Genomic DNA, 23,272 nt, shown 5'->3' on the forward strand with positions numbered 1-23,272 from the left:
CCTGCCACGCCGTCGCCCGACGGGTGTTTCCGGCGATGCCGGGAGCCGATGCCGCAGCATTCGCCACACGGGACGGCGGATGCCGGAAACCGATGTTCCCGTAATTTTCGAGGAGGAGCTTTCATGACGTTCAAGAGACGTGATTTTCTTGCAGCATCTGCCGCAGTCGCGGGCATTGCCGGTCTCGGCATCCGCCCGTCGTTCGCCCAGACCGCGGAACCCGTGTACAAGCCCGAGGAAGGCGCCAGCCTCAGGCTCCTGCGCTGGACGCCCTTCGTCAAGGGCGACGAGGACGCCTGGCTCGCCAATACGGCGAAGTTCACCGAGGCGACCGGCGTCGAAGTCCGCATCGACAAGGAGAGCTGGGAGGACATCCGCCCGAAGGCCGCCGTCGCTGCGAACGTCGGCTCCGGCCCGGACATGGTGATGTGCTGGTTCGACGATGCGCACCAGTACCCCGACAAGCTCGTCGACATGACCGAACTCGCCACCTATCTCGGCGGCAAGTACGGCGGCTGGTATGACGGCATGAAGGGCTATGCCACGCGCGACGACAAGTTCATCGCCATCCCGCTGACGGCGATCGGCAACGCCGTCGTCTACCGCGACAGCCACATGAAGGCCGCCGGCTTCAGCGAGTTCCCCAAGGACACCGACGGCTTCCTCGAGCTGTGCAAGGCGATGAAGGCCAAGGGCACGCCGGCCGGCTTCCCGCACGGCAAGGCGGTCGGTGACGGCAACAACTATGCGCACTGGCTGCTGTGGAGCCATGGCGGCAAGATGGTCGACGAAAGCGGCGCGGTCACCATCAACAGCCCGGAGACCCTGAAGGCGATCAACTATGCCAAGGCGCTCTACGAGACCTTCATCCCCGGAACCGAAAGCTGGCAGGACATCAACAACAACCGCGCGTTCCTCGCCGGGCAGGTGTCGCTGATCGCCAACGGCGTCTCGGTCTACTATGCGGCCATGAAGGACCCGGCGCTGGCCGAGATCGCCGCCGACATCCGCACCACCAACTTCCCGATCGGCCCGGTCGGCCAGAGCGTGGAACTGCACCAGACGAGCTCGCTGCTCCTGTTCAGCCACACCAAGTATCCGGAAGCGGCCAAGGCCTACATCAAGTTCATGATGGAAGCCGACCAGATGAACGCGTGGATCCAGAGCGCGAGCGGCTATTGCTGCCAGCCGCTCAAGGCCTTCGCCGACAATCCGGTCTGGACCTCTTCGCCGATCCTTGCGCCCTATGCCAAGGCCTCCGAGACGCTGCGTCCCAACGGCTATGCCGGCCCGCTCGGCTATGCGTCCGCCGGCACCATGGCCGACTACGTGCTGGTCGACATGTTCGCCGCGGCCGTCACCGGGCAGATGACGCCGGAAGAAGCCATGGTCGAGGCGGAGCGCCGGGCCAACCGCTACTATCGCGTCTGAGCCCCCGCAGCCTCGCAGAGGGAAGGCGCGGACTCTCCCCCGCGCCTTCCCGGAACGCCCGTGCGGCACATCGATGCTGCCGCCCTGAATTTCCGTGCAACCGCATCGCCGGAGACGCCCGATGACGACCGTGACCACGACCCAGCCGACAGCGACCTCGGCGCCCTGGCTGCAGAACAACAACCTGCTCGGCTTCTTCTTCATGCTGCCGGCGGCTGTCTTTCTCGTCTGCTTTCTGACCTATCCGCTCGGCCTCGGCGTCTGGCTCGGCTTCACCGATACGCGCATCGGCCGCGACGGCATCTTCATCGGGCTCGAGAACTACATCTTTCTCGCCCGCGACAAGGTGTTCTGGCTCGCCGTCTTCAACACGCTATTCTACACGCTGATCGCCTCGATCCTGAAGTTCGCGCTCGGGTTGTGGCTGGCGCTGCTCCTGAACGAGAACCTGCCGTTCAAATCCTTCTTCCGCGCCATCGTGCTTTTGCCCTGGGTGGTGCCGACGGTGCTTTCGGCGCTCGCCTTCTGGTGGATCTTCGACAGCCAGTTCTCGATCCTGTCCTGGTCGCTGATGCGCCTTGGGCTGATCGACGGTCCGATCAACTTCCTCGGCGACCCGACAAACGCCCGCATCTCGGTGATCGCCGCCAATGTCTGGCGCGGCATCCCCTTCGTGGCGATCTCGCTGCTCGCCGGCCTGCAGACGATCCCCGCCTCGCTGCAGGAGGCCGCCTCGCTCGACGGCGCCACCCACTGGCAGCGCTTCCGCTATGTCACGCTGCCGATGCTCACCCCCATCATCGCCGTCGTCATGACGTTCTCGGTGCTCTTCACCTTCACCGATTTCCAGCTGATCTACGTGCTGACCAAGGGCGGGCCGGTGAACGCGACGCACCTGATGGCGACGCTGTCGTTCCAGCGCGGCATTCCGGGCGGGCAGCTCGGCGAAGGCGCGGCGATCGCGGTCGCCATGATCCCCTTCCTGCTCGCCGCCATCATGTTCAGCTTCTTCGGTCTGCAGCGCCGCAAATGGCAGCAGGGCGGCCAGGATTGATTGGAGAATGACGATGACCTCGACCACAAAGATCCAGCCGGACGTCCTGACCGACAATGCCGAAGGGATGAGCTACCTGAACCGCCTGCCGCGGCGGGTCATGGTTCTCTACCTGCCCATGGCCGTGTTCGTCTTCGTGCTTCTGTTCCCGTTCTACTGGATGGCGATCACCGCCATCAAGCCGAACGCCCAGCTGACGGACTACAACAACTACAGCCCCTTCTGGGTGGTCGCGCCGACGCTGGACCACATCAAGTACCTGCTGTTCGAGACCTCCTATCCGGGCTGGCTGTGGAACACGATGCTGGTGGCGGTCTGCTCGACCTTCCTGTCGCTCGCCGCCTCCGTCTTCGGAGCCTATGCGATCGAGCGCGTGCGCTTCACCGGGTCGCGGCCGGTCGGACTGATGATCTTCCTCGCCTATCTGGTGCCGCCGTCGATCCTGTTCATCCCGCTCGCCTTCATCGTCTTCAAGCTCGGCATGTACGATTCCAAGCTGGCGCTGATCTTCACCTATCCGACGTTCCTCATTCCCTTCTGCACCTGGCTCCTGATGGGCTATTTCCGCTCGATCCCGTTCGAGCTGGAGGAGAGCGCGCTGGTCGACGGGGCGACGCGCTGGCAGATCCTGATCCGGATCATCCTTCCGCTCGCCGTGCCGGGCCTGATCTCGGCCGGCATCTTCGCCTTCACCCTGTCGTGGAACGAGTTCATCTATGCGCTGACCTTCATCCAGTCGTCTGAGAACAAGACGGTGCCGGTCGGGGTGCTGACGGAGCTGGTGCGCGGCGACGTCTTCGAATGGGGATCGCTGATGGCGGGGGCGCTGTTCGGCTCGCTGCCGGTCGTGATCCTCTACTCCTTCTTCGTCGACTACTACGTGTCGTCGATGACGGGCGCGGTGAAGGAATAGCGGCGTCACCTTTCAGCACTTCTTTTCAGGGATGGATTTGCGATGAACAACTTTGACCTTTCGGGCCAGCACGCCGTCATCACCGGCGGCGCCCAGGGGCTCGGCTTTGCCATGGCCAGGCGCATGGTCGCCTCGGGGGCAGGTGTGACGCTCTGGGACATGGACGGCGCGCTTCTGGAGAGGGCGCGTGCCGAACTCGGTCCGCAGGCACGGACAGTCACGGTGGACGTGACCGACTGGACCATGGTCGAAAGGGCCACGGCGGAGACGGAGGCTGCGGGCGGTCCGATCTCGATCGTCGTCAACTCGGCCGGCATCGCCGGACCGGCGGCGCCGCTCGACACCTACGACATCGCCACCTGGAAGAAGATCATCGACGTCAACCTGCACGGCACGTTCCACGTCTGCCGCGCGATCGTTCCGGGCATGAAGGCGCGCAACTACGGGCGGATTGTCAACATCGCCTCGATCGCCGGCAAGGAGGGCAATCCGAACGCATCCGCCTACTCGGCCTCGAAGGCCGCCGTGATCGGCATGACGAAATCGCTCGGCAAGGAACTCGCCGCCTACGACATCGCCGTTAACTGCATCACCCCGGCCACGGCCGAGACCCGCATCCTCGAGCAGCTGACGCCGGAATTCATCGAGTATATGCGTTCGCGCATCCCGCGCGGCCGGTTCCTCGAGGTCGAGGAGGCGGCCTCCATGGTCGCCTGGCTGGTGTCGAAGGAAAACAGCTTCACGACCGCCGCGGTGTTCGACCTGTCCGGCGGCCGCGCCACCTATTGAGGGCGGGACGCTGTGGCCGCCCGTGCTGGCTGCTCAGGCCAGCCGGGCGATGACGCCGACGGCGATGACGGCGGCGCCGAAGACGTCGGTCGCCATGGCTATGTTCTCCGCCTTCGAGCGGTCGGCATTCATGGCGTGCTTGACCCCGTCGAGCCCGAGATAGAGCCCGCCGGTGATGCCCGCGGGGACGAGCCAGGCCGGTTCCAGGAGCGTCAGCACGCCGACGAGGCCCATGGCGAGGTTACCGAAGCCGATCTCGGTGACGAGCTTCTCGGCCTGCGGATCCTCGATCCGGAAGATTTTCGTCGCCGTGTACGAAGGCTGCGCGACCTGCCGGATGCCGGCCAGCAGCAGGCGGACGCCGACGATCCAGAAGACGAACCACTTGCCGACCAGAAAGAGCAGGGTGGCGTCGCCGCCCGACGCCTGCTCGATCAGGATCGAGACGACCGGCAGCACGACCATCAGCGCCAGGAGCATCAGCAGGTACATCGTCACCTCGCTATCGCATCGTTTTTGCCATCATAGGCTGTAGCCGCCGGACTGCCAATCCGCATCGTGGCAGACGTGCTTCAGCCATCCGGTCGAGGCTCCGGGGACGGCGCCCTGCCATCGGCTCAACCCAGCTCCAGCGTCGTCACCGCGAAAATCCCGGCGGTGTCGATCGCGGGCGGCGTGCCGCGGTACATGCGGGCGGTGACGAAGCCTTTCTGCAGCCCGGCGTCCGCAAGGCGGTCGGAGAACCGCGCGGCCGTCTCCGGCACGTCGAGATGGACCGGCCCGTCGCCGCATGCGGCCGTCAGTGCGGACAGCAGCGCGCTCGCCCCTTCCGTCTCCTCGGCAAAGAGCGGCCCGACCTTGAAGCCTTCGCGGCAAGGCCGGGCGACGCCGTAGCCGCGCAGGATACCGTCACGCAACAGCACGCGGACGATCCGCGGACCGTCCAGCCACCGGATCAGGAAGGCCGGGCGCGGGGCGGGGAAGAAACGGCGGTCGAATGTCGCGATCGCCGCGAGAAGGTCGGGCGTCGGCGCGACGATGTCGCCGGCGTCCTGCCCGGCCACCATTGCCTGCCCCGGCCGGCCGCTCCAGCGCCAGGTCTCGTAGCGGGGACGGAAGCCCATCCTGGCATAGTTCGCCTGCTGCTCGGGCACGCCGTCGAGACCGATCGTGCGGCCCTGAAGGTGCTGCATGCCGGCGTCCCACACCAGCCTCCCATAGCCGCGGCCGCGGCAGTCCGGCCGGCAGATGTAGAGGCCGATGAAGCCGAAGTCGTCGCCATAGGCGACGGCAGAGATCCCCGCCACCATCGCGCCGTCGACGAAGGCGCCGATGAAGCCGCCGGGATCGGCGGCGTGGAAGGCCGGCGCATCGTCGCGGCCGGGGTTCCAGCCTTCGCCGGCGGCCCAGTCGACCAGTTGGCCGGTTTCGGCCAGCGTGAGTGTCCGGATGACGGGTCTCGCTTCGCTCATGCCGACAGGATGGTCTGCGGGGCGAAACTTTCAAGAGGACCGCGGTAGGGTTTCGTCACCGGCGTCGCATAGGGGCCGCGCTTGGCGGTGCGCAGGCCGAGCGCCACAAGCGCTTCGGCCTGCTTGACGGCGGCGGCGACGCCGTCGACGACCGGAACGCCGAATTCGATCCGCAGGGCCGCCGTCAGGTCGGCCATGCCGGCGCAGCCGAGCACGATCGCCTCCGCCCGATCTTCCCGAAGCGCCGCGTCGATCTCGTTGCGCAGGCGGTCGCGGGCGTTCGATTGCGGATCCTCCAGCGACAGCACCGGGATATCGGCGGCGCGGACGTTGCAGCGGCCGGCCATGCCGTAGCGGTGGACGAGGTCGGCGATCGGCAGGCGCGACCGTTCCATGGTGGTCACGATGGTGAAGCGGCGGGCGATGAAGGATGTCGCGGCGAGCGCGGCCTCGCAGATGCCGAGCACGGGGATGGAGGCAAGCGCCCGGCAGGCGTCCAGTCCGGTATCGTCGAAACAGGCGATGATTGCAGCATCCGCACCCTCGCGCTCGGCCTTCGCCAGTTCGACGAGCAGGCCCGGCACGGCCAGCGCCTCGTCGTAGTAGCCCTCGATCGAGGCCGGCCCCATCGACGACGTCACGGCGACGATCTCGGTGGCCGCGGCGGCGGCGCGATGGGCCGCGTCGGCGATCGTCGCCGTCATCGACTGGGTGGTGTTGGGGTTGATGACTGCAATGCGCATTTTCGAAAGGTCCTAGGCGCGCGTGCGCCGCCGGTTGAGATAGACGATGGCGCCGACGGTCGCGACGATCACCAGGAACGAGAACAGGGTGGTGACCGTGCCGAGGGCATAGAGCACCGGCGTCGTGACGTTGGTGGTCATGCCGTAGATCTCGAGCGGCAGGGTGTTGTAGGTGCCGGACGTCATCAGCGTGCGGGCGAACTCGTCATAGGAGAGCGAGAAGCCGAACAGGCCGACGCCGATCAGGCTCGGGGCGATCATCGGCAGCACCACATGCAGGAACGTCTGCCAGGCGGTGGCGCCGAGGTCGCGGGCGGCCTCCTCGTAGGCCGGCGAAAAGCGGTTGAACACGGCGAACATGATCAGGACCCCGAAGGGCAGCGTCCAGGTCAGGTGGGCGCCGAAGGCGGACGAGTACCAGGCCGGCTGCAGGCCGAGTTGCTGGAACAGAACGCCGATGCCGAGCGAGATGATGATCGAGGGAACGACGAGGCTTGCGACGGAGAGATAGAAGAGCGGCGTGGCGCCCACGAACTTGCGGCGGAAGGCGAGGCCGGCGAGCAGCGACACCAGCACCGTGACCACCATCACCATCAGCCCGAGCGCCAGCGAGCGGCGGAAGCTGCCGCCGAAATCGCCGACCGCCTGCGTCTCCAGGAGATTGGCGAACCAGTGCAGCGAGACGCCGTTCAGCGGGAACGTCAGCCCGCCGTTCGGCCCCTGGAAGGAGAGCACCAGGATGGCCGACAGGGGCCCGTAGAGAAAGACGACGAAGAGGGCGAAGAAGACTGCGAGCACGTAGAATTCGCGGCTGCGGGGCTCCCGATGCATGGTTCACAGCTCCTTGCGGATATCGACGATGCGCAGGATGCCCGCCACCATCAACAGGACGAGGACGAGCAGGACGACGGCGTTGGCGGCTGCGGCCGGGTATTGCAGCAGCGACATCTGGTTCTTCATCATCAGCGCCACCGAGGCGCTCTGGCCGCCGGACATGACCTGCACCGTCGAGAAGTCGGCCATGACGAGCGTGACGACGAAGATGGTGCCGATCGCCATGCCGGGCTTGGCCAGCGGCAGGATGACATTGGTCAGCACCTGGAAGTTCGACGCGCCGGCATCGCGGGCGGCCTCCAGCAGCGCCCGGTCGATGCGCATCAGCGTGTTGAAGATCGGCGTCACCATGAAGAGCGTGTAGAGATGCACCATGGCGAGCACCACGGCGAAATCGGAATAGAGCAGCCATTCGACCGGCGCCGATACCAGCCCGGCCTCGACGAGGGCCGAATTGACCAGGCCGTTGCGGCCGAGTACCGGGATCCACGAGATCATGCGGATGATGTTCGACGTCAGGAACGGGACGGTGCAGATGAGGAACAGCACGGTCTGCATCGACGAGGTGCGGACGTGGAAGGCCAGGAAATAGGCCACCCAGAAGCCGATGAACAGGGTAATGGCCCAGACGATGACGGCGAATTTCAGCGTGTTCAGATAGGTCTGCCAGGTCACCCAGGAACCGAGCGTCTCGGTGTAGTTGAAGGTGACGAAGTCGGGATACATCGCCGCGAAGTCGTAGTCCCAGAAGCTGACGACGGCGATCAGCAGCAACGGCAGCAGCAGGAAGGCACCGAGGATCAGCAACAGCGGCAGCGCCTGCAGGTAGGCGGCGAGCGTCGCCATGCGGCTGACCGGCTTGCGGGTTCGTGCCTTTGAGGCAATCGTTGCGGGTTCCGTCACTGCAACCATGGGCCGTTCCTTGACTGTCGGGACGAGGCCCCTCATCCGGCTGCCGCCACCTTCTCCCCGCAAGCGGGGAGAAGGGAAACGCGGCGCGGCCGAGGCCTCTCTGATCCCCTCTCCCCGCTTGCGGGGAGAGGGCTAGGGTGAGGGGCAAATGCCGAGCCTTACGCCGCGATGAACTCGTTCCAGCGGCGGACCATGTAGCGGTCCTCGTCCATCACCGAGTTCCAGCAGGCGACCTTGCCCATGCGCTCCTCGAAGGAGCCGCCGTCGCGGACCGCGCCGGCCTTCTCCATGACCTTGCCTTCCGGCGAGAGGATGTCGCCTTGGGCCGGCTTGCCCTCGATCCAGTAGCCCCATTCGTCGGGGGACATGAATTCCTTGGCGGTCTCCATGCAGGCCGAGTAGTAGCCCTGGCGGTTGAGGTAGCCGCCGACCCAGCCGGAGGTGTACCAGTTGATGTATTCGTAGGCCGCATCGAGCTGGGCGCCCGAAAGATGGGACGCAAGGCCGAGACCGCCGCCCCAGGAGCGGTAGCCTTCCTTCAGCGGCTGGTACTTGCAGGCGATGCCGCGCGAGCGGACGGCGGCGACGGCCGGCGACCACATCGACTGGATGACGACTTCGCCGGACGCCATCAGGTTGACGCTCTCGTCGAACGACTTCCAGAAGGCGCGGAACTGGCCGTCCTGCTTGGCCTTGATCAGGAAGTCGATCGTGGCGTCGATCTCCTCCTTGGTCATGTTGCCCTTGTCGGCATACTTGATGTTGCCGAGCGCCTCCATGATCATGGCCGCGTCCATGATGCCGATCGAAGGAATGTTGAGGATCGAGGTCTTGCCCTTGAAGGCCGGATCCATGATGTCGGCCCAGGTGGTGATCTCGCGGCCGACGAGATCGGGGCGGATGCCGAGCGTATCGGCATTGTAGATGGTCGGCATCATCGTGAAGAAGCCGGTCTCGCCCGTGGCGAAGGTCTTGGCGTCCTTGCTTTCGACATAGCCGACCGTATGCGGCGCCGTGCCCTGGGCGATCACGCTGTCGGGCAGGAGCTTGCCGGTTTTAAACAGCGGCACGACCTTGTCGTAGTATTTCAGCTTCGCGGTCTCCATCGGCTGGATCACGCCGGAGGGATAGACCTTCTTCAGGATCCAGTACTCGATGTCGGCGATGTCGTAGGAGTTCGGCTGGGTGACGGCGCGCTGGGCGGCGGCATCGGAGTCCGTGGCGGTCATCTCCAGGGTGATGCCGAGGTCCTCCTTGCACTTCTTGGCAATCGCGTTGATGTTGGAGACGCCGGTGCCGAACTGGCGCAGCGTGATCGGGTTCTGCGCCCAGATGGTCGGGAACCCGGTGATGGCACCGGAGCCGGCGGCGAGGCCGGCGGCTGCCGCACCGGTCTTCAGAAGCGAACGGCGGCTGATGCCCGCCTTTGCGGAAGTCGTCTTGGTCATTGGCTGTTCTCCTTGTTTGTGATTGTCGATGCCACCGGTCGGCCGGCGGCTATTTCCCCATGCGTCCGAGCACGATCGCGTCCGCCTCGCCCCAGGAGAGCGGAACCGCATCGCCGACCCTGATCGTGGTCTCGAAGAAACTTGCGTCGTCGAGGATCGCGGTGAAGTCGTCGATGCCGGCGCCGTCGACGGTGAGCTTCACCGTCGAGCCGCGATACTCGATGTTGGAGACGATGCCGTTGAAGCCGAGGCCGGGGACGTCGGTCGGCGCGATGCGGACGCGGTCGGTCCGCACGGCGATGTCGACCGGCGCGCCCGGTTCGACCGGACCGCCCAGCGCCCGGAACCGTCCGCCGTTTGCGACCTCCAGCGTGACGGCGTCGTCCGTGCTGGCGATCGCCCGCCCGGAAATCACGTTGTGGTCGCCCATGAAGCGCGCCACGAAGGCGGTCGCCGGCCGCTCGAACACCACGCGCGGCGCCGCCGCCTGCTCGATCCGCCCGTCGTTCATCACGACAATCAGGTCGGCGAGCGCCATCGCCTCTTCCTGGCTGTGTGTGACATGCACGAAGGTGATGCCGAGCGAGGTCTGCAGCCGCTTCAGTTCCGCGCGCATGCGGATCTTCAGGAAGGGATCGAGCGCCGACAGCGGCTCGTCGAGCAGCAGCGCCTCGGGATCGGTGATCAGCGCGCGGGCGAGCGCCACGCGCTGCTGCTGGCCGCCGGAAAGCTGGGCGGGGCGGCGGGTGGCATAGGCCTCGAGCTGCATCAGCCGCAGCATGTCGAGCGCCTTCTGCCGCCGCGCGTCCTTCTCGACGCCCTTCATCTTCAGGCTGAAGGCGACGTTGTCGACGAGGTCGAGATGCGGAAAGAGCGCATAGGACTGGAACATCATCGCCGTGCCGCGCCGGGCCGGCGGCAGGTCGGTGACGACGGTATTGCCAAGCCGGATGTCGCCGTCGGTGACCGTCTCGTGGCCGGCGATCATGCGCAGGGTCGAGGTCTTGCCGCAGCCGGAGGGACCGAGCAGGCAGCAATAGGTGCCGGCCGGAATCTTCAGGCTGATCGAATGGACGGCGGTCGCCTGGCCGTAGATCTTGGAGACGGAAGCGATGTCGATTTCGGCAGCTTTGGTCACGCGGCAGCTCCTCTGGATCGCCATGGACGATGCAGGAGGCGTGCCAATTTTTTTCACGGCCGGCCAAGGCGTTGGAATCGCGGGGTTTTAATTTTCGCTGCCGAATGTTTGTGCTGCATCGCATCGATGCATGCACAAAAAACAGATATTGCGTTCAATCTTGTGGCTGGATTGGATGCAAAACTTTTGCGAAATTCGGTACGCGCCATATTCACTCATGGCGGCGTCGGCGCTAGAAAGAGGCATGGACAAGTCACTGCAGATTGCCGAGGCGCGCGTGCCGCTCGATCCGAACCAGGAGGATCGGGCGCAATTCATTCGAGATTCGCTGAGGGATGCCATCGTCGACCGGCGGCTCGCGCCGGGCACGAAGCTGTCGGAAGCGGAAGTCGGCACGCTGTTCGACGTCAGCCGGACCGTCGTCCGCGCCGCGCTGCAGATGCTGGCCTTCGAGGGGCTGGTGAAGGTCGAGCGCAACCGCGGCGCCTTCGTTTCCGACCCCACGCCGGAGGAGGCCCTGCAGGTCTTCGCCTCGCGCCGCCTGATCGAACCGGGCATCATCGCAGCGGTGATCGAACGGGTGACGGCGGCCGACATCCAGGCCTTCCGCTCCCACCTCGCGGAGGAAACGCGCCACAAGCAGGAGCGCGGCGCTGCCGCCCGCCGCGCCGAGATCAAGGCGTCGGGCGATTTTCACCTGATGCTGGCATCGGTTGCCGGCAATGCGATCCTGCAGAAGTTCATGGACGAGCTGGTGGCACGATCGTCGCTGGTGATCGCGCTCTACGGCCGCTCGGGTGCGTCGAGCTGCGGCCACAACGACCACGCCGACCTTCTCGACGCCGTGGAGGCGCGCGACGTGCCGCGCGCGCAGGCGCTGATGCTGCGCCACATCGGCCATATCGAGGCCGACCTGGATTTGAGGGTGAAGGCCGGCCTGACGCTGAAGGACGCGCTGGCGCTGTAGGCGGCTTCCGCCAGGACCATCACGCAGAAAGGCCCGCGATCGCTCGCGGGCCTTTCGCTGTCTCACAAGGGGCTGCGCTGCGTCTCAATCGAAATGCAGCTCGCGCTCGCCCTGTTCGTCGCGGATGCAGGTCTGCAGGCCGATCCTGTTCAGGATGTTCAGGAACGGGCGCGGCGGCAGCTCCTCGACGTTCGCCATCTTCTTCACGTCCCACTCGCCCGTTGCCACCAGCATGGCGGCGGCGACCGGGGGAACGCCGGCGGTGTAGGAGATGCCCTGGGAGCCCACTTCCTCATAGGCTTCCTTGTGGTCGGCGACGTTGTAGATGAACACCGTGCGTTCCTTGCCGTCCTTCACACCCTTGACGAAGTCGCCGATGCAGGTCTTGCCCTCATAGTTGGGGGCGAGCGAGGCCGGGTCGGGCAGGCAGGCCTTGACGACCTTGAGCGGTACGACCTCCGAGCCGTCGGCGAGCTTCACGGGCTGTTCGGAGAGAAGGCCGATGTTCTTCAGGACGGTGAAGACGTTGATGTAGTGATCGCCGAAGCCCATCCAGAAGCGCACGTCGGCGCCGTCCATGTTCTTGGCGAGCGAATGGACTTCGTCATGGCCGCAGAGATAGGCGCGGCGCGTGCCGACCACCGGCAGGTCGTAGTCCTTGCCGATCTCGAACATCTTGTTGACGTTCCATTCGCCGCCCTGCCACGAATAGACGACGCCGGTGAACTCGCGGAAGTTGATCTCCGGGTCGAAGTTGGTGGCAAAATACTTGCCGTGGCTGCCGGCATTGATGTCGACGATATCGACGTCGGTGACCTTGTCGAGATATTCGTCCTTGGCCAGACGCGCATAGGCGTTGACGACGCCCGGGTCGAAACCGGCGCCGAGGATCGCGGTGATGCCCTTTTCGGCGCATTCGGCGGCGCGCTTCCACTCGTAGTTCCCGTACCACGGCGGGGTCTCGCAGATCTTGTTCGGCTCTTCGTGGATGGCGGTGTCGATATAGGCGACGCCGGTATCCATGCAGGCGCGCAGCACCGACATGTTCAGGAAGGCGGTGCCGACGTTGATGACGATCTGGCTGCCGGTCTTGACGATGAGCGCCTTCGTGGCCTCGATGTCGAGCGCGTCGAGCGCATGGGCTTCCAGTACGCCCGGCTGCTTCATCGCCTTCTTTTCGTGCACCGAGGCGATGATGGCATCGCACTTCGCCTTGGTGCGCGAGGCGATATGGATGTCGCCGAGCACGTCATTGTTCTGCGCGCACTTGTGCGCCACCACCTGGGCAACGCCACCCGCGCCGATGATGAGAACGTTCTTCTTCATTTGGGGACCAACTCCTTAAGTCCAATCGTCAGACAAGTCTTCCTGCGGGGCTTTCAACCCGGGTCGTCAGGAAAGGCTCTGTTCGTAGTCCGTGTAGTCGAACTCACGGACCGTCCTGAGGCTGCCATCCAGTTCCCGGATGGCGATTGCCGGCATTTTCACGCCGTTAAACCAGTTTTTCTTGACCATCGTGTAGCCGGCGGCATCCTGGAACGAGATGCGGTCGCCGACCTTCACTTCCTGCGGGAAATCGAATTCCCCGAAGATATCCCCGGCAAGGCATGACTTGCCGCAGACCATCGCACGATGGGGTCCCTGGTTGGGGTGAACCTTCGCATTCTCACGATAGATCAGCAGATCCAGCATGTGCGCTTCGATGGACGAATCCACCACGACAAGGTTCTTGCCGTTGTAGAGCGTGTCGAGGACGGTGGTTTCCAGCGTCGTCGAACGGGTAATCGAGGCTTCGCCCGGCTCCAGATAGACCTGCACGCCGTAGTCGCCGGCAAAGCGCTTCAGCCGCTCGGCGAATTTCTCGAGCGGATAGTCGTCGCCGGTGAAATGGATGCCGCCGCCGAGCGAGACCCATTCGGCCCTTTTCAGGAGCGGTGCGAACTTCTCCTCGATCGCGCCGAGCATGCGGTCGAACAGCGCGAAATCGCCGTTCTCGCAGTTGTTGTGGATCATGAAGCCGGAGATCAGGTCCATGACCGGCTCGACCTTCTTCAGGTCCCATTCGCCGAGCCGGGAGAAGGGGCGGGCCGGGTCGGCGAGATCGAAGGTGGAGGAGGAGACGCCCGGGTTCAGGCGCAGGCCGCGGACGATGCCGGCGGACCGGCTTTCGAAGCGCTGCAACTGGCCGATCGAATTGAAGATGATCTTGTCGGCATGGGAGACGACCTCGTCGATCTCGTAGTCGGCATAGGCGACCGAATAGGCGTGGGTTTCCTTGCCGAAACGCTCGTGGCCGAGGCGGACTTCATTCAGCGACGATGACGTGGTGCCGTCCATGTAGTCGCGCATGAAATCGAAGACCGACCAGGTGGCGAAGCATTTCAGCGCCAGCAATGCCTTGGCGCCGGACAGTTCGCGCAGCCGTGCGATCTTCTCCATGTTCCGGAGCAGCTTCGACTTGTCGATCAGGTAGTAGGGCGTTTCGATCATTCTGGTCGGGTCTTTCGTGCGAGAAACGGCGCGCGCCATCCGCCGGTGCGCATGCGGCCCAAAGGCTTCGGGCCATCGTCATGTCCGTGTTGCGAACGGCCTTTGCGGTCGTCGTGTCAGGGAACTGTCATCATCAATCCGGAAGGCCCACCTGAAGGAAGGGCGATGTTGTCGTCTCTCGGCGTCCGCCGGTTGGGGAATGGTCTGGCCCGACCGTGTACAGCGCAAATGTGACGGTCGGGCTACAATCGCGCGCCGAGGCGCGACAACTCCTGACCGGTTCGAGAGAGCAAAGACAGCATGGCGCCTATCTAGCTTCACCGCCGGGGAAGTCAAGGCGAACGGGGGGCTGCCGAGGGGTGGTCCCGGCCTTGCCAAATCACGGCGGAATGGTATCTGACGAACAAGACGCGGGCTGCGTTCATGGATGGCCCGCCGAGACCGACAGCTGCGCCCCGGAGCGTCGCCCTTGCCGAGAAAATCCCAGCCCAGAAAGCCCCAGCCCGGCAAACGCCCGTCCGGCAAGCGCCTGCCCGAAAAAAGCGCTGCCGGAAAGCCGCCGTCGCGAAGGTCATCGCCGGGAAAGCCGGAGGCGGGCAAGGCCGACCGGGCCACCCTGCAGCGGGCCTTCTCGAAGCTCGGCATCTGCTCGCGAAAGCAGGCGGAGGCCTTCATCCTGGAGGGGCGGGTGCGGGTCAACGGCAAGGTGGTCACCGCTGTCGATACCTGGGTGGAGATGAATTCCGACCGGATCGAACTCGACGGCGCGGTGCTGAAGGCGCGGGCGAAGATCTACCTGGCGCTGAACAAGCCGCGCGGCCTCGTTACCACGCGGGACGATCCCGAGGGGCGCGATACCGTCTTCGACTGTCTCGAAGGCCTCGACCTGCCCTTCGTCGCGCCGATCGGCCGCCTGGACAAGGCGAGCGAGGGGCTGCTCCTGTTCACCAACGACACGCAACTGGCGCAGCGGCTGCTCGATCCCGACAAGGACGTGCGGAAGATCTACCACGTGCAGGTGTCGGGCGAGCCGGGCGAAGCGGAGCTTGTGCGGATGACGGCCGGGATCGAGGCGGACGGCCAGCTCCTGACGGCGGCGGCCGTCCGGCTGTTGCGGAGCGGGGAGAAGACCGCCTGGCTCGAGGTGGCGCTGACCGAGGGGAAGAACCGGCAGATCCGGCGCATGCTGGAAGCGCTCGGCCTGGAGTGCCTGCGTCTCGTCCGGGTCTCGATCGGCGATATCGTGCTCGGCGATCTGGCCAAGGGCGCGACCCGTTTCCTCAGCGATGACGAGGTCCGCTCGCTCCGGCGCAGCACCGGGCTCCGCGCGGATGTCGGGGCGGAGGAGACGGGTTCGGCCAGGGCGCGCAAGACGATCTGATGCCCGCACGGAACGACAGGCCGATCCGTGCCGTAGCCAATTTCAGCCGGTGGCGGTGACGGCGCCACCCGCCACCTTCAGGATCGCCGAGAAGCGCGGATCGAAGGCGCGGCCGATCGGCTCGGCGGCGGCACCGCGGGCGACCGACCAGGGATCGGTCAGGCCGAGCTGAAGCCGGGGCAGCATGCGCCCGGGCCTGTCCGCGGTCGAGGGCAGCAGCGGTTCCATCGCGGCGATCAGCCGGCGGGCGAGCGGTTCCGGCGCGCCGCCGCACAGGATGACCGTCTGCGGGTCGAAGATCGTCTCGATCAGGTGGACGCCCCAGCGCAGGTCCGTCGCGGCCGAAGCGATCCATTCGAGCACGCGGGGGTCGTCCGCTTCGGCGCGGCGACCGATCTCGTCATAGACGCCGTGGGCGGCCGGATCGATCTGCAGATGCTGGTAGAGCGATGCGAGCGAGGCGCGATGTTCGAGCGAGGTGCGCCCGGGATCGTGCGGAGAGAGCAGGGCCATGCCGATCTCGCCGCCATTGCCGTTGGCGCCGCTGTAGAGTTCGGAATTGAGGATCAGGCCGGCGCCGATGCCGTAGCCGAGATAGAGGCAGACGGCGTGATCGACGCCATGGGCCGCCCCGACCATGCGCTCGGCGGTCGCGCACGCGGCCGCGTCGTTCTGCAGGCCCACCTCGAGCCCCGTTCCGGACGCGAGCGTTTCGGCGAGAGGATATTTCTGCCAGGCCTGCATCATCCACTGGTCGTTGTCGGCGCCGTCGACGCCGAAGGGGCCGGGCATGGCGACGCCGAGGCCGACAAGGCGAGCCTCGGATTCGCGGGCAAGCGCCGAAAGCCCGTCGCGGACGCCGGCGACGAGGTCGAGCACGACCCTGGCGCCCTTCGCCGGTCCGTCGGGCGGCAGGTCCGCCTCGGCGCGGACAAGCACCGTGCCGACGAGATCGACGGCGACGGCGCGCGTCACGTGGCGATCGATCTGCAGGCCGATCGCGAAGGCTCCGCCGGGCACCAGCGCGTAGGGGGTGGACGGCTGGCCGCGCCCCTTCCTTACCGTCTCCTGCGCAACGACGAGCCCGTCGCGTTCCAGTTCGTCGATGATGTTGGAGACGGTCTGCTTGGTCAGCCGCGTGGCGCGGGCGAGATCGGCCCGCGACAGGGCGCCGTTCAGCCGCAGCGCGTCGATGATGACGCGGCGGTTGTGCGCGCTCGTGCCTTCATGGTTGGTGCCGCTCTTGGCGCGGATCGGCTGCGATCGGTTCATCCTGCAATCCCTCTTGACAGCAGTAGAAGTCTGGGAAAAACTTAAGTCAAGTCATTTGACTTAATAAGGGGCCGCAAGAGCCCCGGGGAACGGAAGCCGGTCGAACCGGCAGGATTTCAGTCCACAATGGGCATTCCCGCAGGGAATGTCGCGGATGCCGCGGACCGATGGACGGGGCGGGCGTCCCAATGCCGATCGCGATCGAAAACCAGGAGGCAGACATGTCGAATTCCATCACCAGGGCCCTGATCGGTGCCGCGCTCCTCAGCGCGTCCTTCGCCCATCAGGCGCTTGCGGAAACCACGCTGAACGCGTTGTTCATGGCGCAGGCCGCCTATAGCGAGGCGGACGTCCGCGCCATGACCGAAGCCTTCTCAAAGGCCAATCCGGATATCAAGGTCAATCTCGAATTCGTCCCCTACGAGGGCCTGCACGACAAGACGGTGCTGGCGCAGGGCTCGGGCGGCGGTTACGACGTCGTGCTGTTCGACGTGATCTGGCCGGCCGAGTATGCCAGCAACAACGTGCTGGTCGACGTCTCCGCGCGCATCACCGACGAGATGAAGAAGGGCGTGCTGCCCGGCGCCTGGACGACGGTGCAGTATGACGGCAAGTCCTATGGCATGCCGTGGATCCTCGACACCAAGTATCTCTTCTACAACAAGGAGATCCTGGAGAAGGCCGGCATCACGGCGCCGCCGAAGACCTGGGACGAGCTCGCCGCACAGGCGAAGACGATCAAGGACAAGGGCCTGCTCGCAACGCCGATCGCCTGGAGCTGGGCGCAGGCGGAAGCGGCGATCTGCGACTACACCACGCTCGTCAGCGCCTATGGCGGCGACTTCCTGAAGGACGGCAAGCCGGCCTTCCAGAGCGGCGGCGGGCTTGACGCGCTCAACTACATGGTGAGCAGCTACACCTCCGGCCTGACCAACCCGAACTCGAAGGAATTCCTCGAGGAGGACGTCCGCAAGGTCTTCGAGAACGGCGAAGCGGCCTTCGCGCTGAACTGGACCTACATGTACAACCTCGCCAATGCCGGCGCCGACAGCAAGGTGGCCGGCAAGGTCGGCGTCGTGCCGGCGCCGGGCGTCGCTGGCAAGAGCGAGGTCTCGGCCGTCAACGGCTCGATGGGGCTCGGCATCACCAGCGTCAGCCAGCACCCGGACGAGGCCTGGAAATACATCGAGTTCATGACCTCGCAGGCAACGCAGAACCAGTATGCCAAGCTGAGCCTGCCGATCTGGGCCTCGTCCTACGAGGATCCGGCCGTGACCAAGGGGCAGGAGGAGCTGATCGGCGCCGCCAAGCTCGGGCTCGCCGCCATGTATCCGCGCCCGACCACGCCGAAATACCAGGAGCTCTCGACCGCGCTGCAGCAGGCGATCCAGGAGGCGCTGCTCGGGCAGTCCTCCGCCGAGGACGCGCTCAAGTCGGCCGCCGACAACAGCGGGCTCTGATCGCCCGTGCATCACCACCGGGCGGCGGACGCCGCCCGGACCTGCCGCCGCCTGCACCTCCGCCTCGATCGGAGCTGCGGCGACTTTGACAGACCCGCGCCGGACGTGATCCTCTTTCGGAACGAGATTCCGAAGGATCGCGACCGGCCGCATCGAAGACTGAAAGGGCTGCCCGATGTCCGGCACCTGGATGAGCACCAGAGCCTGGCTCCTGATGACGCCGCTGCTCGCGGTCATGATCGCCGTGATCGGCTGGCCGATGGTCCAGACGGTCGGTCTGTCCTTCACCGATGCCAAGCTCGTCGGAACCGCCGGCACTTTCGTCGGCCTCGACAACTATGCGCGGATGCTCGCGAGCAGCAACTTCCAGCGCACGCTCGTGACGACCGTGTGGTTCGCCGTCGTCTCGGTGGGCGCGGAGATGGTGCTCGGCGTGCTCGCGGCGCTGCTGCTGAACCAGGAGTTCCGCGGCCGTACCGCCTTGCGGGCCCTGATGATCCTCCCCTGGGCGCTGCCGACCGTCGTCAACGCCACGCTCTGGCGGCTGATCTACAATCCGGAGTACGGCGCGCTGAACGCGGCGCTGACGCAGATCGGGCTGCTCGATGCGTACCGCTCGTGGCTCGGCGAGCCGGGCTCGGCGCTGACGGCGCTGATCGTCGCCGATTGCTGGAAGAATTTTCCGCTGGTGGCGCTGATCGCGCTCGCTGCGCTCCAGGCGGTGCCGCGCGACATCACCGCCGCCTCGCTGGTCGACGGCGCCGGCCCGTTCAACCGATTCCGCTTCGTCATCCTGCCCTATCTGGCCGGTCCGCTGGTGGTGGCGCTGGTGCTGCGCACGATCGAGGCCTTCAAGGTGTTCGACATCATCTGGGTGATGACGCGCGGGGGACCGGCCAACAGCACCCGCACGCTGTCGATCCTCGTCTACCAGGAAGCGTTCTCGTTCCAGCGTGCCGGCTCCGGCGCGTCGCTGGCGCTGATCGTGACGTTGCTCGTCACCCTGCTGGCGCTCGCCTATGCGGCGCTGGTGCGCAAGACGGCAGGGAGGGCCTTCTGATGGAGCGCAGGAGCCTCGCCTTTTCCGTCTTCATCCACATGGCCGCGCTGCTGCTCGCAGCCGTGATTCTGGCGCCGCTCGTCTGGCTGTTCGTCATGAGCATTTCGCCGGCCGCCGATCTCTCCGCCAAGCCGCTGCGCTGGTGGCCGCAGACCGTCGATTTCTCGCGCTACGCGCTCCTCTTGTCGACGGTGGCCAACAGCGCAGGTGCCGCCTTCACGGCCTCGCTCCGAAACAGCCTGCTCGTCTCAGGCATGGCGACGACGGCGGCGATCGCACTCGCCATCCCGGCCGGCTGGGCGGTGTCGCGAACGCCGGCGGTCGGCTGGTCGCTGTCGCTCGTCATCGCCACCTACATGCTGCCGCCGGTGGCGCTTGCCGTGCCGCTCTACATGGGGCTTTCGGCACTCGGCTTGCTGAACACCGTCTTCGGGCTCGCGCTGGTCTACCTGACGATCCTGGCCCCCTTCACCACCTGGCTGATGAAATCCGGCTTCGACACGATCCCGCGCGAGATCGAATCCGCCGCGATGATCGACGGGGCCGGGCTGTGGCAGACGCTGCGCATCATCACGCTGCCGCTGGCAGCGCCGGTGATGGCGACCTCGGCGCTGTTCGCCTTCCTGCTCGCCTGGGACGAGTTCTTCTATGCGCTGCTGTTCACCTCCGACCAGCGCGCCAAGACCCTCACGGTCGCCATCGCCGATCTCGCCGGCGGCCGGGTATCCGACTACGGACTGATCGCCACCGCCGGCGTGCTCGCCGCCCTGCCGCCGGTACTGATCGGTTTTCTCATGCAACGGGCCCTGATCTCGGGGCTGACCAGCGGCGGCGTCAAGGGATGACCAGGGCCATGACCAGGAACGAACAGACACAGCGCCCCGCAGGGCTCGTCGCGATCGATCGCGAGATGGCAAGGCAACGGGCCGATGCGGTCGCCTCCTTCCATGCGAGCGGCGAGGTGGCGGCCAGGGTGGCGGCTTCGATGCGCAAGACCGGGCAACTGCTCCTGCTCGGCATGGGCGGCTCGCATGCCGTCGGGCGCGCCGTCGAGCCGCTCTACCGGGCGCTCGGCATCGAGGCGATCGCCGTGCCGCTGTCCGAGCAGCTGGGCCAGCCGTTGAAGACCGGGGGCAGGACCATTCTGATGACGTCGCAGTCCGGCGAGAGCGCGGAGGTGCTGCGCTGGTTTTCGGAGACCGGCGGCACGCCGGAGACCTTCGGGCTGACGCTGGAAGGCGGTTCGTTCCTCGCAAGGCATGCGCCCTGCCTGGTCGGCGCCGGCGGCACCGAACTCGCCTTTGCGGCGACCCGCAGCCTGACGATCAGCCTCGCCCTGCACCTTGCCGTTCTCGCTGCGCTCGGCGACGATCCGGCCCCGGCGCTGGCGGCCCTTGCGAATACGCAGGAACCGGACATCGCGCCGGCCGTCGCGGCACTCTCCGGCGTCTCGGCCGTCGTCACCTCGGGCCGCAGGCTGCAGGGGGCCGCCGAGGCGCTGGCGCTCGGGCTGACCGAGCTGTCGCGCCGGCCGTGCTTCTCGCTGGAGGGCGGGCAGCTGCGGCACGGGCCGATGGAGATGCTGCAGCCGGAGACCGGCGTGGTGCTCTTCCGCGGCAACGATCCGACAGGGCCGCTGGTGACGGCCATGGCGGTGTCTGCGGTCGAGACGGGGGCGCCGGTGGTGATCTTCGATGCAGCCGGCGCGCCCGCCGTGGACGGTGCGGTGACGCTCGCCTTTGCGCCTGCGACCGGCCTTGCGGCGATCTTCGCCATGCTGCCGGTCGCGCAGCGGCTGATGATCGCCTTTGCCTGGGAGAGGGTGGACGACGTCGGAACGCCGGTGCGCACCACCAAGGTCACCCGGAGCGAATGATGCGGCCGCTTGCTGTCGTCGGCAACGTCAATGTCGACCTGATCCTCGGACCTGCCGCGCCCTGGCCGAAGGCCGGGACGGAAATCATCGTCGATCACGACGAGTTGCGGGTCGGCGGGGCCGCCGGCAACACGGCGCTCGCCTGGGCGGGGATCGGCGCCGACTTCGCCATCGCCGCCAATGTCGGCTCGGACCAGTTCGGCCGCTGGCTGAAGGAGGAGTTCGGCGCCCATGCGGCGGCGTGGCCGGTGCGCCCCGAGGGCACCACGCTCTCGGTGGGCATCACCCATCCCGATGGCGAGCGCACCTTCTTCACCACCCGCGGCCATCTCGCCCGCCTCGGCCTTGCCGACGTGCTTGCGGTTCTGGACGGGCCGGCGCTTGCGGGCGGCTACCTGCTGCTCTGCGGCTCCTTCCTGACGGACGATCTGACGGGCGACTATCCGGCCCTCTTCGACTGGGCCGACCGGCACGGCATCGCGGTCGCGCTCGATACGGGCTGGCCGCTGGACGGCTGGACCGAGGCCAATTGTGCCGCCGCCCGCGGCTGGCTGTCGCGGTCCCGGATCGCGCTGATGAACGAGGTCGAGACGACGACGCTCGCCGGCACCGGCGAACCCGCCGCGGCCGCTACGGCGATCCGGGCCCTGATGCCGGAGGGGGCGACCGTCGTCGTCAAGCGCGGCCCCGACGGGGCGATCGGAATCGGCAGCGACGGTGTGCTCGTTTCGCAGGACGCGCCCCGGGTGACCGTGATCGACACGATCGGCGCCGGCGACGTCTTCAATGCCGGCTTCCTGGCGGCGCTCTCGAGCGGCGAGCCGCTGGCCGGCTGCCTGCGCGCCGGCACCCACCTCGCCTCGATGGCGATTTCAACCCTTCCCCGCAGCTATGGCGGGATCGTTCGTTTCGGGGAGAGCATGCCGTGAGTGCGCTGGACATCATCGGGGTCCGCAAGACCTATGGCGAAATCGAGACGCTGAAAGGCATCGACATCGCGCTCGAAAGCGGCGAGTTCCTTGTGCTGCTCGGCTCGTCCGGCTGCGGCAAGTCGACCCTGCTCAACATCATCGCCGGACTGGCCGAGGCCAGCGGCGGCGATGTGCGCATCGGCGGGCGCTCCGTGCTCGCGGCCCATCCGAAGGACCGCGACATCGCCATGGTGTTCCAGTCCTACGCGCTCTACCCGAACCTTTCGGTCCATCGCAACATCGGCTTCGGGCTGGAAATGCGCAAGGTGCCAGCCGCAGAACGCGACCGGGCGGTGCGGGAGGTGGCGAAGCTGTTGCAGATCGAGGCCCTGCTCGACCGCAAGCCCTCGCAACTGTCGGGCGGCCAGCGCCAGCGCGTCGCGATCGGCCGGGCGCTGGTGCGCAAGCCGCAGGTCTTCCTGTTCGACGAGCCGCTCTCCAACCTGGACGCCAAGCTCAGGATGGAGATGCGCACCGAGCTGAAACGCCTCCACCAGATGCTGAAGACGACGATGGTCTACGTCACCCATGACCAGATCGAGGCGATGACGCTCGCGACGCGGATCGCGGTGATGCGCGACGGGCGGATCGAGCAGCTCGGCACGCCCGAGGAGATCTACAACCGGCCGGCGACGCTCTATGTCGCGACCTTCGTCGGCGCGCCGCCGATGAACCTGCTCGACGCCGTGGCGGACGGCGGTCGCCTGGCCCTCGGCGACAACGCCGCGCTGCCGCTGCCGCAGGCCTGGAAGGACCGCGTGCGCGACGGCCAGCGGCTGGTTCTCGGCATCCGCCCCGAGGCGCTGCAGCTCGATGCTGCGGCCGGCCCGGCGATATCGGCCACGGTGGAGGTTGTGGAACTGACCGGGCCGGAACTCGTCGTGTCCGCCAGCATCGGCCGCCAGCGGATCATGGCCTGCCTGCCGCCGCGCAGCCGCATCGCGGCCGGACAGCGCCTCACCTTCGCCTTCGAAGAGGAGGCCATGCACCTGTTCGACGCCGAGAGCGGCCTGCGGATCGCCTGATCGCTTCTTCGGGCGCCTTCGCCGGCTTCACCCGGC

General features: G+C 66.5%; 22 protein-coding genes. 12 read left to right on the forward strand and 10 right to left on the reverse strand.

The window, feature by feature from the left end; genetic code table 11:
* The first annotated feature begins 123 nt into the window (after window positions 1–123).
* The 4 genes from P0086_RS24290 to P0086_RS24305 all read left to right on the forward strand — a co-directional run bounded on the left by P0086_RS24290 (window position 124) and on the right by P0086_RS24305 (window position 4,187).
* Window positions 124–1,431, forward strand: a complete 1,308-nt coding sequence (locus tag P0086_RS24290) for an ABC transporter substrate-binding protein (RefSeq protein WP_112599833.1) — start codon at window positions 124–126, stop codon at window positions 1,429–1,431.
* A gap of 121 nt (window positions 1,432–1,552) precedes the next feature.
* The gene (locus P0086_RS24295) at window positions 1,553–2,485 is read left to right on the forward strand and encodes a sugar ABC transporter permease (RefSeq protein ID WP_112609736.1); all 933 of its coding nucleotides are present in this window, start codon (window positions 1,553–1,555) and stop codon (window positions 2,483–2,485) included.
* 13 nt (window positions 2,486–2,498) lie between these two features.
* Entirely contained in the window at window positions 2,499–3,398 is a 900-nt protein-coding gene (locus P0086_RS24300; RefSeq protein WP_112599831.1) for a carbohydrate ABC transporter permease, read from the forward strand.
* Between the two features lie 42 nt (window positions 3,399–3,440).
* Complete coding sequence (locus P0086_RS24305; protein WP_112614837.1) at window positions 3,441–4,187, forward strand: SDR family NAD(P)-dependent oxidoreductase; 747 nt, start codon at window positions 3,441–3,443, stop codon at window positions 4,185–4,187.
* 33 nt (window positions 4,188–4,220) lie between these two features.
* Here P0086_RS24305 and P0086_RS24310 read toward each other — a convergent pair whose 3' ends face one another.
* From P0086_RS24310 to P0086_RS24340, 7 genes are all read right to left on the reverse strand, one after another.
* On the reverse strand, window positions 4,221–4,679 hold the full coding sequence (locus P0086_RS24310; RefSeq protein WP_275790681.1) for a DUF6790 family protein: 459 nt from the start codon (window positions 4,677–4,679) through the stop codon (window positions 4,221–4,223).
* Window positions 4,680–4,804: 125 nt separating this feature from the next.
* A complete protein-coding gene (locus P0086_RS24315) occupies window positions 4,805–5,659 on the reverse strand; it encodes a GNAT family N-acetyltransferase (RefSeq protein WP_275790666.1) in 855 nt (284 codons plus the stop codon).
* Entirely contained in the window at window positions 5,656–6,402 is a 747-nt protein-coding gene (locus P0086_RS24320) for an aspartate/glutamate racemase family protein (protein WP_275790667.1), read from the reverse strand. The genes P0086_RS24315 and P0086_RS24320 overlap by 4 nt, the downstream gene beginning before the upstream one ends.
* 12 nt (window positions 6,403–6,414) lie before the next feature.
* The gene (locus P0086_RS24325) at window positions 6,415–7,233 is read right to left on the reverse strand and encodes an ABC transporter permease (protein ID WP_112599826.1); all 819 of its coding nucleotides are present in this window, start codon (window positions 7,231–7,233) and stop codon (window positions 6,415–6,417) included.
* Window positions 7,234–7,236: 3 nt separating this feature from the next.
* On the reverse strand, window positions 7,237–8,082 hold the full coding sequence (locus tag P0086_RS24330; RefSeq protein ID WP_275790682.1) for an ABC transporter permease: 846 nt from the start codon (window positions 8,080–8,082) through the stop codon (window positions 7,237–7,239).
* A 224-nt stretch (window positions 8,083–8,306) separates the two neighbouring features.
* Window positions 8,307–9,596, reverse strand: a complete 1,290-nt coding sequence (locus tag P0086_RS24335) for a PotD/PotF family extracellular solute-binding protein (RefSeq protein WP_275790668.1) — start codon at window positions 9,594–9,596, stop codon at window positions 8,307–8,309.
* A 49-nt stretch (window positions 9,597–9,645) separates the two neighbouring features.
* Window positions 9,646–10,734 (reverse strand): ABC transporter ATP-binding protein, encoded by a 1,089-nt coding sequence (locus P0086_RS24340; protein ID WP_275790669.1) that lies wholly within the window; start codon window positions 10,732–10,734, stop codon window positions 9,646–9,648.
* Window positions 10,735–10,978: 244 nt separating this feature from the next.
* Between P0086_RS24340 and P0086_RS24345 the strand changes: the two genes are divergently transcribed.
* A complete protein-coding gene (locus tag P0086_RS24345; RefSeq protein ID WP_275790670.1) occupies window positions 10,979–11,701 on the forward strand; it encodes a GntR family transcriptional regulator in 723 nt (240 codons plus the stop codon).
* An 84-nt stretch (window positions 11,702–11,785) separates the two neighbouring features.
* On the opposite strand, the gene P0086_RS24350 is transcribed toward P0086_RS24345, so the two are convergent.
* Together P0086_RS24350 and P0086_RS24355 are read right to left on the reverse strand one after the other, a co-directional pair.
* Window positions 11,786–13,027, reverse strand: coding sequence for a saccharopine dehydrogenase family protein (locus tag P0086_RS24350; protein ID WP_112599822.1), 1,242 nt, complete (start codon window positions 13,025–13,027; stop codon window positions 11,786–11,788).
* Window positions 13,028–13,093: 66 nt separating this feature from the next.
* Window positions 13,094–14,191: a carboxynorspermidine decarboxylase gene (locus tag P0086_RS24355; protein ID WP_112609720.1), complete on the reverse strand. Its 1,098-nt coding sequence runs from the start codon at window positions 14,189–14,191 to the stop codon at window positions 13,094–13,096.
* Window positions 14,192–14,807: 616 nt separating this feature from the next.
* On the opposite strand from P0086_RS24355, the gene P0086_RS24360 reads away from it, so the two are divergent.
* Window positions 14,808–15,572 carry a pseudouridine synthase gene (locus P0086_RS24360; protein WP_275790683.1) on the forward strand — a complete coding sequence of 255 codons (765 nt, stop codon included), beginning with the start codon at window positions 14,808–14,810 and terminating at the stop codon, window positions 15,570–15,572.
* A gap of 42 nt (window positions 15,573–15,614) precedes the next feature.
* Here P0086_RS24360 and P0086_RS24365 read toward each other — a convergent pair whose 3' ends face one another.
* Window positions 15,615–16,844 carry an ROK family transcriptional regulator gene (locus tag P0086_RS24365; RefSeq protein WP_275790671.1) on the reverse strand — a complete coding sequence of 410 codons (1,230 nt, stop codon included), beginning with the start codon at window positions 16,842–16,844 and terminating at the stop codon, window positions 15,615–15,617.
* A gap of 221 nt (window positions 16,845–17,065) precedes the next feature.
* On the opposite strand from P0086_RS24365, the gene P0086_RS24370 reads away from it, so the two are divergent.
* From P0086_RS24370 to ugpC, 6 genes are all read left to right on the forward strand, one after another.
* A complete protein-coding gene (locus tag P0086_RS24370) occupies window positions 17,066–18,304 on the forward strand; it encodes an extracellular solute-binding protein (RefSeq protein ID WP_112609794.1) in 1,239 nt (412 codons plus the stop codon).
* Between the two features lie 175 nt (window positions 18,305–18,479).
* Window positions 18,480–19,364, forward strand: a complete 885-nt coding sequence (locus P0086_RS24375; protein ID WP_112599818.1) for a sugar ABC transporter permease — start codon at window positions 18,480–18,482, stop codon at window positions 19,362–19,364.
* Window positions 19,364–20,209, forward strand: coding sequence for a carbohydrate ABC transporter permease (locus tag P0086_RS24380; protein ID WP_275790672.1), 846 nt, complete (start codon window positions 19,364–19,366; stop codon window positions 20,207–20,209). The genes P0086_RS24375 and P0086_RS24380 overlap by 1 nt, the downstream gene beginning before the upstream one ends.
* 8 nt (window positions 20,210–20,217) lie before the next feature.
* Window positions 20,218–21,240, forward strand: coding sequence for an SIS domain-containing protein (locus P0086_RS24385; RefSeq protein WP_275790673.1), 1,023 nt, complete (start codon window positions 20,218–20,220; stop codon window positions 21,238–21,240).
* Window positions 21,240–22,169, forward strand: a complete 930-nt coding sequence (locus P0086_RS24390) for a PfkB family carbohydrate kinase (protein ID WP_148656106.1) — start codon at window positions 21,240–21,242, stop codon at window positions 22,167–22,169. The genes P0086_RS24385 and P0086_RS24390 overlap by 1 nt, the downstream gene beginning before the upstream one ends.
* Window positions 22,166–23,236: a sn-glycerol-3-phosphate ABC transporter ATP-binding protein UgpC gene (gene ugpC, locus P0086_RS24395; protein ID WP_275790674.1), complete on the forward strand. Its 1,071-nt coding sequence runs from the start codon at window positions 22,166–22,168 to the stop codon at window positions 23,234–23,236. Before P0086_RS24390 ends, ugpC begins: the two co-directional genes overlap by 4 nt.
* Window positions 23,237–23,272 lie beyond the last annotated feature (36 nt).

Source organism: Mycoplana sp. MJR14 (genome assembly GCF_029210525.1).
GTDB lineage: Bacteria > Pseudomonadota > Alphaproteobacteria > Rhizobiales > Rhizobiaceae > Mycoplana.

Coding starts and splice junctions, on each gene's coding strand:
- P0086_RS24290 (WP_112599833.1), top strand. CDS start 124: ATGACGTTCAAGAGACGTGATTTTCTTGCAGCATCTGCCGCAGTCGCG.
- P0086_RS24295 (WP_112609736.1), top strand. CDS start 1,553: ATGACGACCGTGACCACGACCCAGCCGACAGCGACCTCGGCGCCCTGG.
- P0086_RS24300 (WP_112599831.1), top strand. CDS start 2,499: ATGACCTCGACCACAAAGATCCAGCCGGACGTCCTGACCGACAATGCC.
- P0086_RS24305 (WP_112614837.1), top strand. CDS start 3,441: ATGAACAACTTTGACCTTTCGGGCCAGCACGCCGTCATCACCGGCGGC.
- P0086_RS24310 (WP_275790681.1), bottom strand. CDS start 4,679: ATGTACCTGCTGATGCTCCTGGCGCTGATGGTCGTGCTGCCGGTCGTC.
- P0086_RS24315 (WP_275790666.1), bottom strand. CDS start 5,659: ATGAGCGAAGCGAGACCCGTCATCCGGACACTCACGCTGGCCGAAACC.
- P0086_RS24320 (WP_275790667.1), bottom strand. CDS start 6,402: ATGCGCATTGCAGTCATCAACCCCAACACCACCCAGTCGATGACGGCG.
- P0086_RS24325 (WP_112599826.1), bottom strand. CDS start 7,233: ATGCATCGGGAGCCCCGCAGCCGCGAATTCTACGTGCTCGCAGTCTTC.
- P0086_RS24330 (WP_275790682.1), bottom strand. CDS start 8,082: ATGGCGACGCTCGCCGCCTACCTGCAGGCGCTGCCGCTGTTGCTGATC.
- P0086_RS24335 (WP_275790668.1), bottom strand. CDS start 9,596: ATGACCAAGACGACTTCCGCAAAGGCGGGCATCAGCCGCCGTTCGCTT.
- P0086_RS24345 (WP_275790670.1), top strand. CDS start 10,979: ATGGACAAGTCACTGCAGATTGCCGAGGCGCGCGTGCCGCTCGATCCG.
- P0086_RS24350 (WP_112599822.1), bottom strand. CDS start 13,027: ATGAAGAAGAACGTTCTCATCATCGGCGCGGGTGGCGTTGCCCAGGTG.
- P0086_RS24355 (WP_112609720.1), bottom strand. CDS start 14,191: ATGATCGAAACGCCCTACTACCTGATCGACAAGTCGAAGCTGCTCCGG.
- P0086_RS24365 (WP_275790671.1), bottom strand. CDS start 16,844: ATGAACCGATCGCAGCCGATCCGCGCCAAGAGCGGCACCAACCATGAA.
- P0086_RS24370 (WP_112609794.1), top strand. CDS start 17,066: ATGTCGAATTCCATCACCAGGGCCCTGATCGGTGCCGCGCTCCTCAGC.
- P0086_RS24375 (WP_112599818.1), top strand. CDS start 18,480: ATGTCCGGCACCTGGATGAGCACCAGAGCCTGGCTCCTGATGACGCCG.
- P0086_RS24380 (WP_275790672.1), top strand. CDS start 19,364: ATGGAGCGCAGGAGCCTCGCCTTTTCCGTCTTCATCCACATGGCCGCG.
- P0086_RS24385 (WP_275790673.1), top strand. CDS start 20,218: ATGACCAGGAACGAACAGACACAGCGCCCCGCAGGGCTCGTCGCGATC.
- P0086_RS24390 (WP_148656106.1), top strand. CDS start 21,240: ATGCGGCCGCTTGCTGTCGTCGGCAACGTCAATGTCGACCTGATCCTC.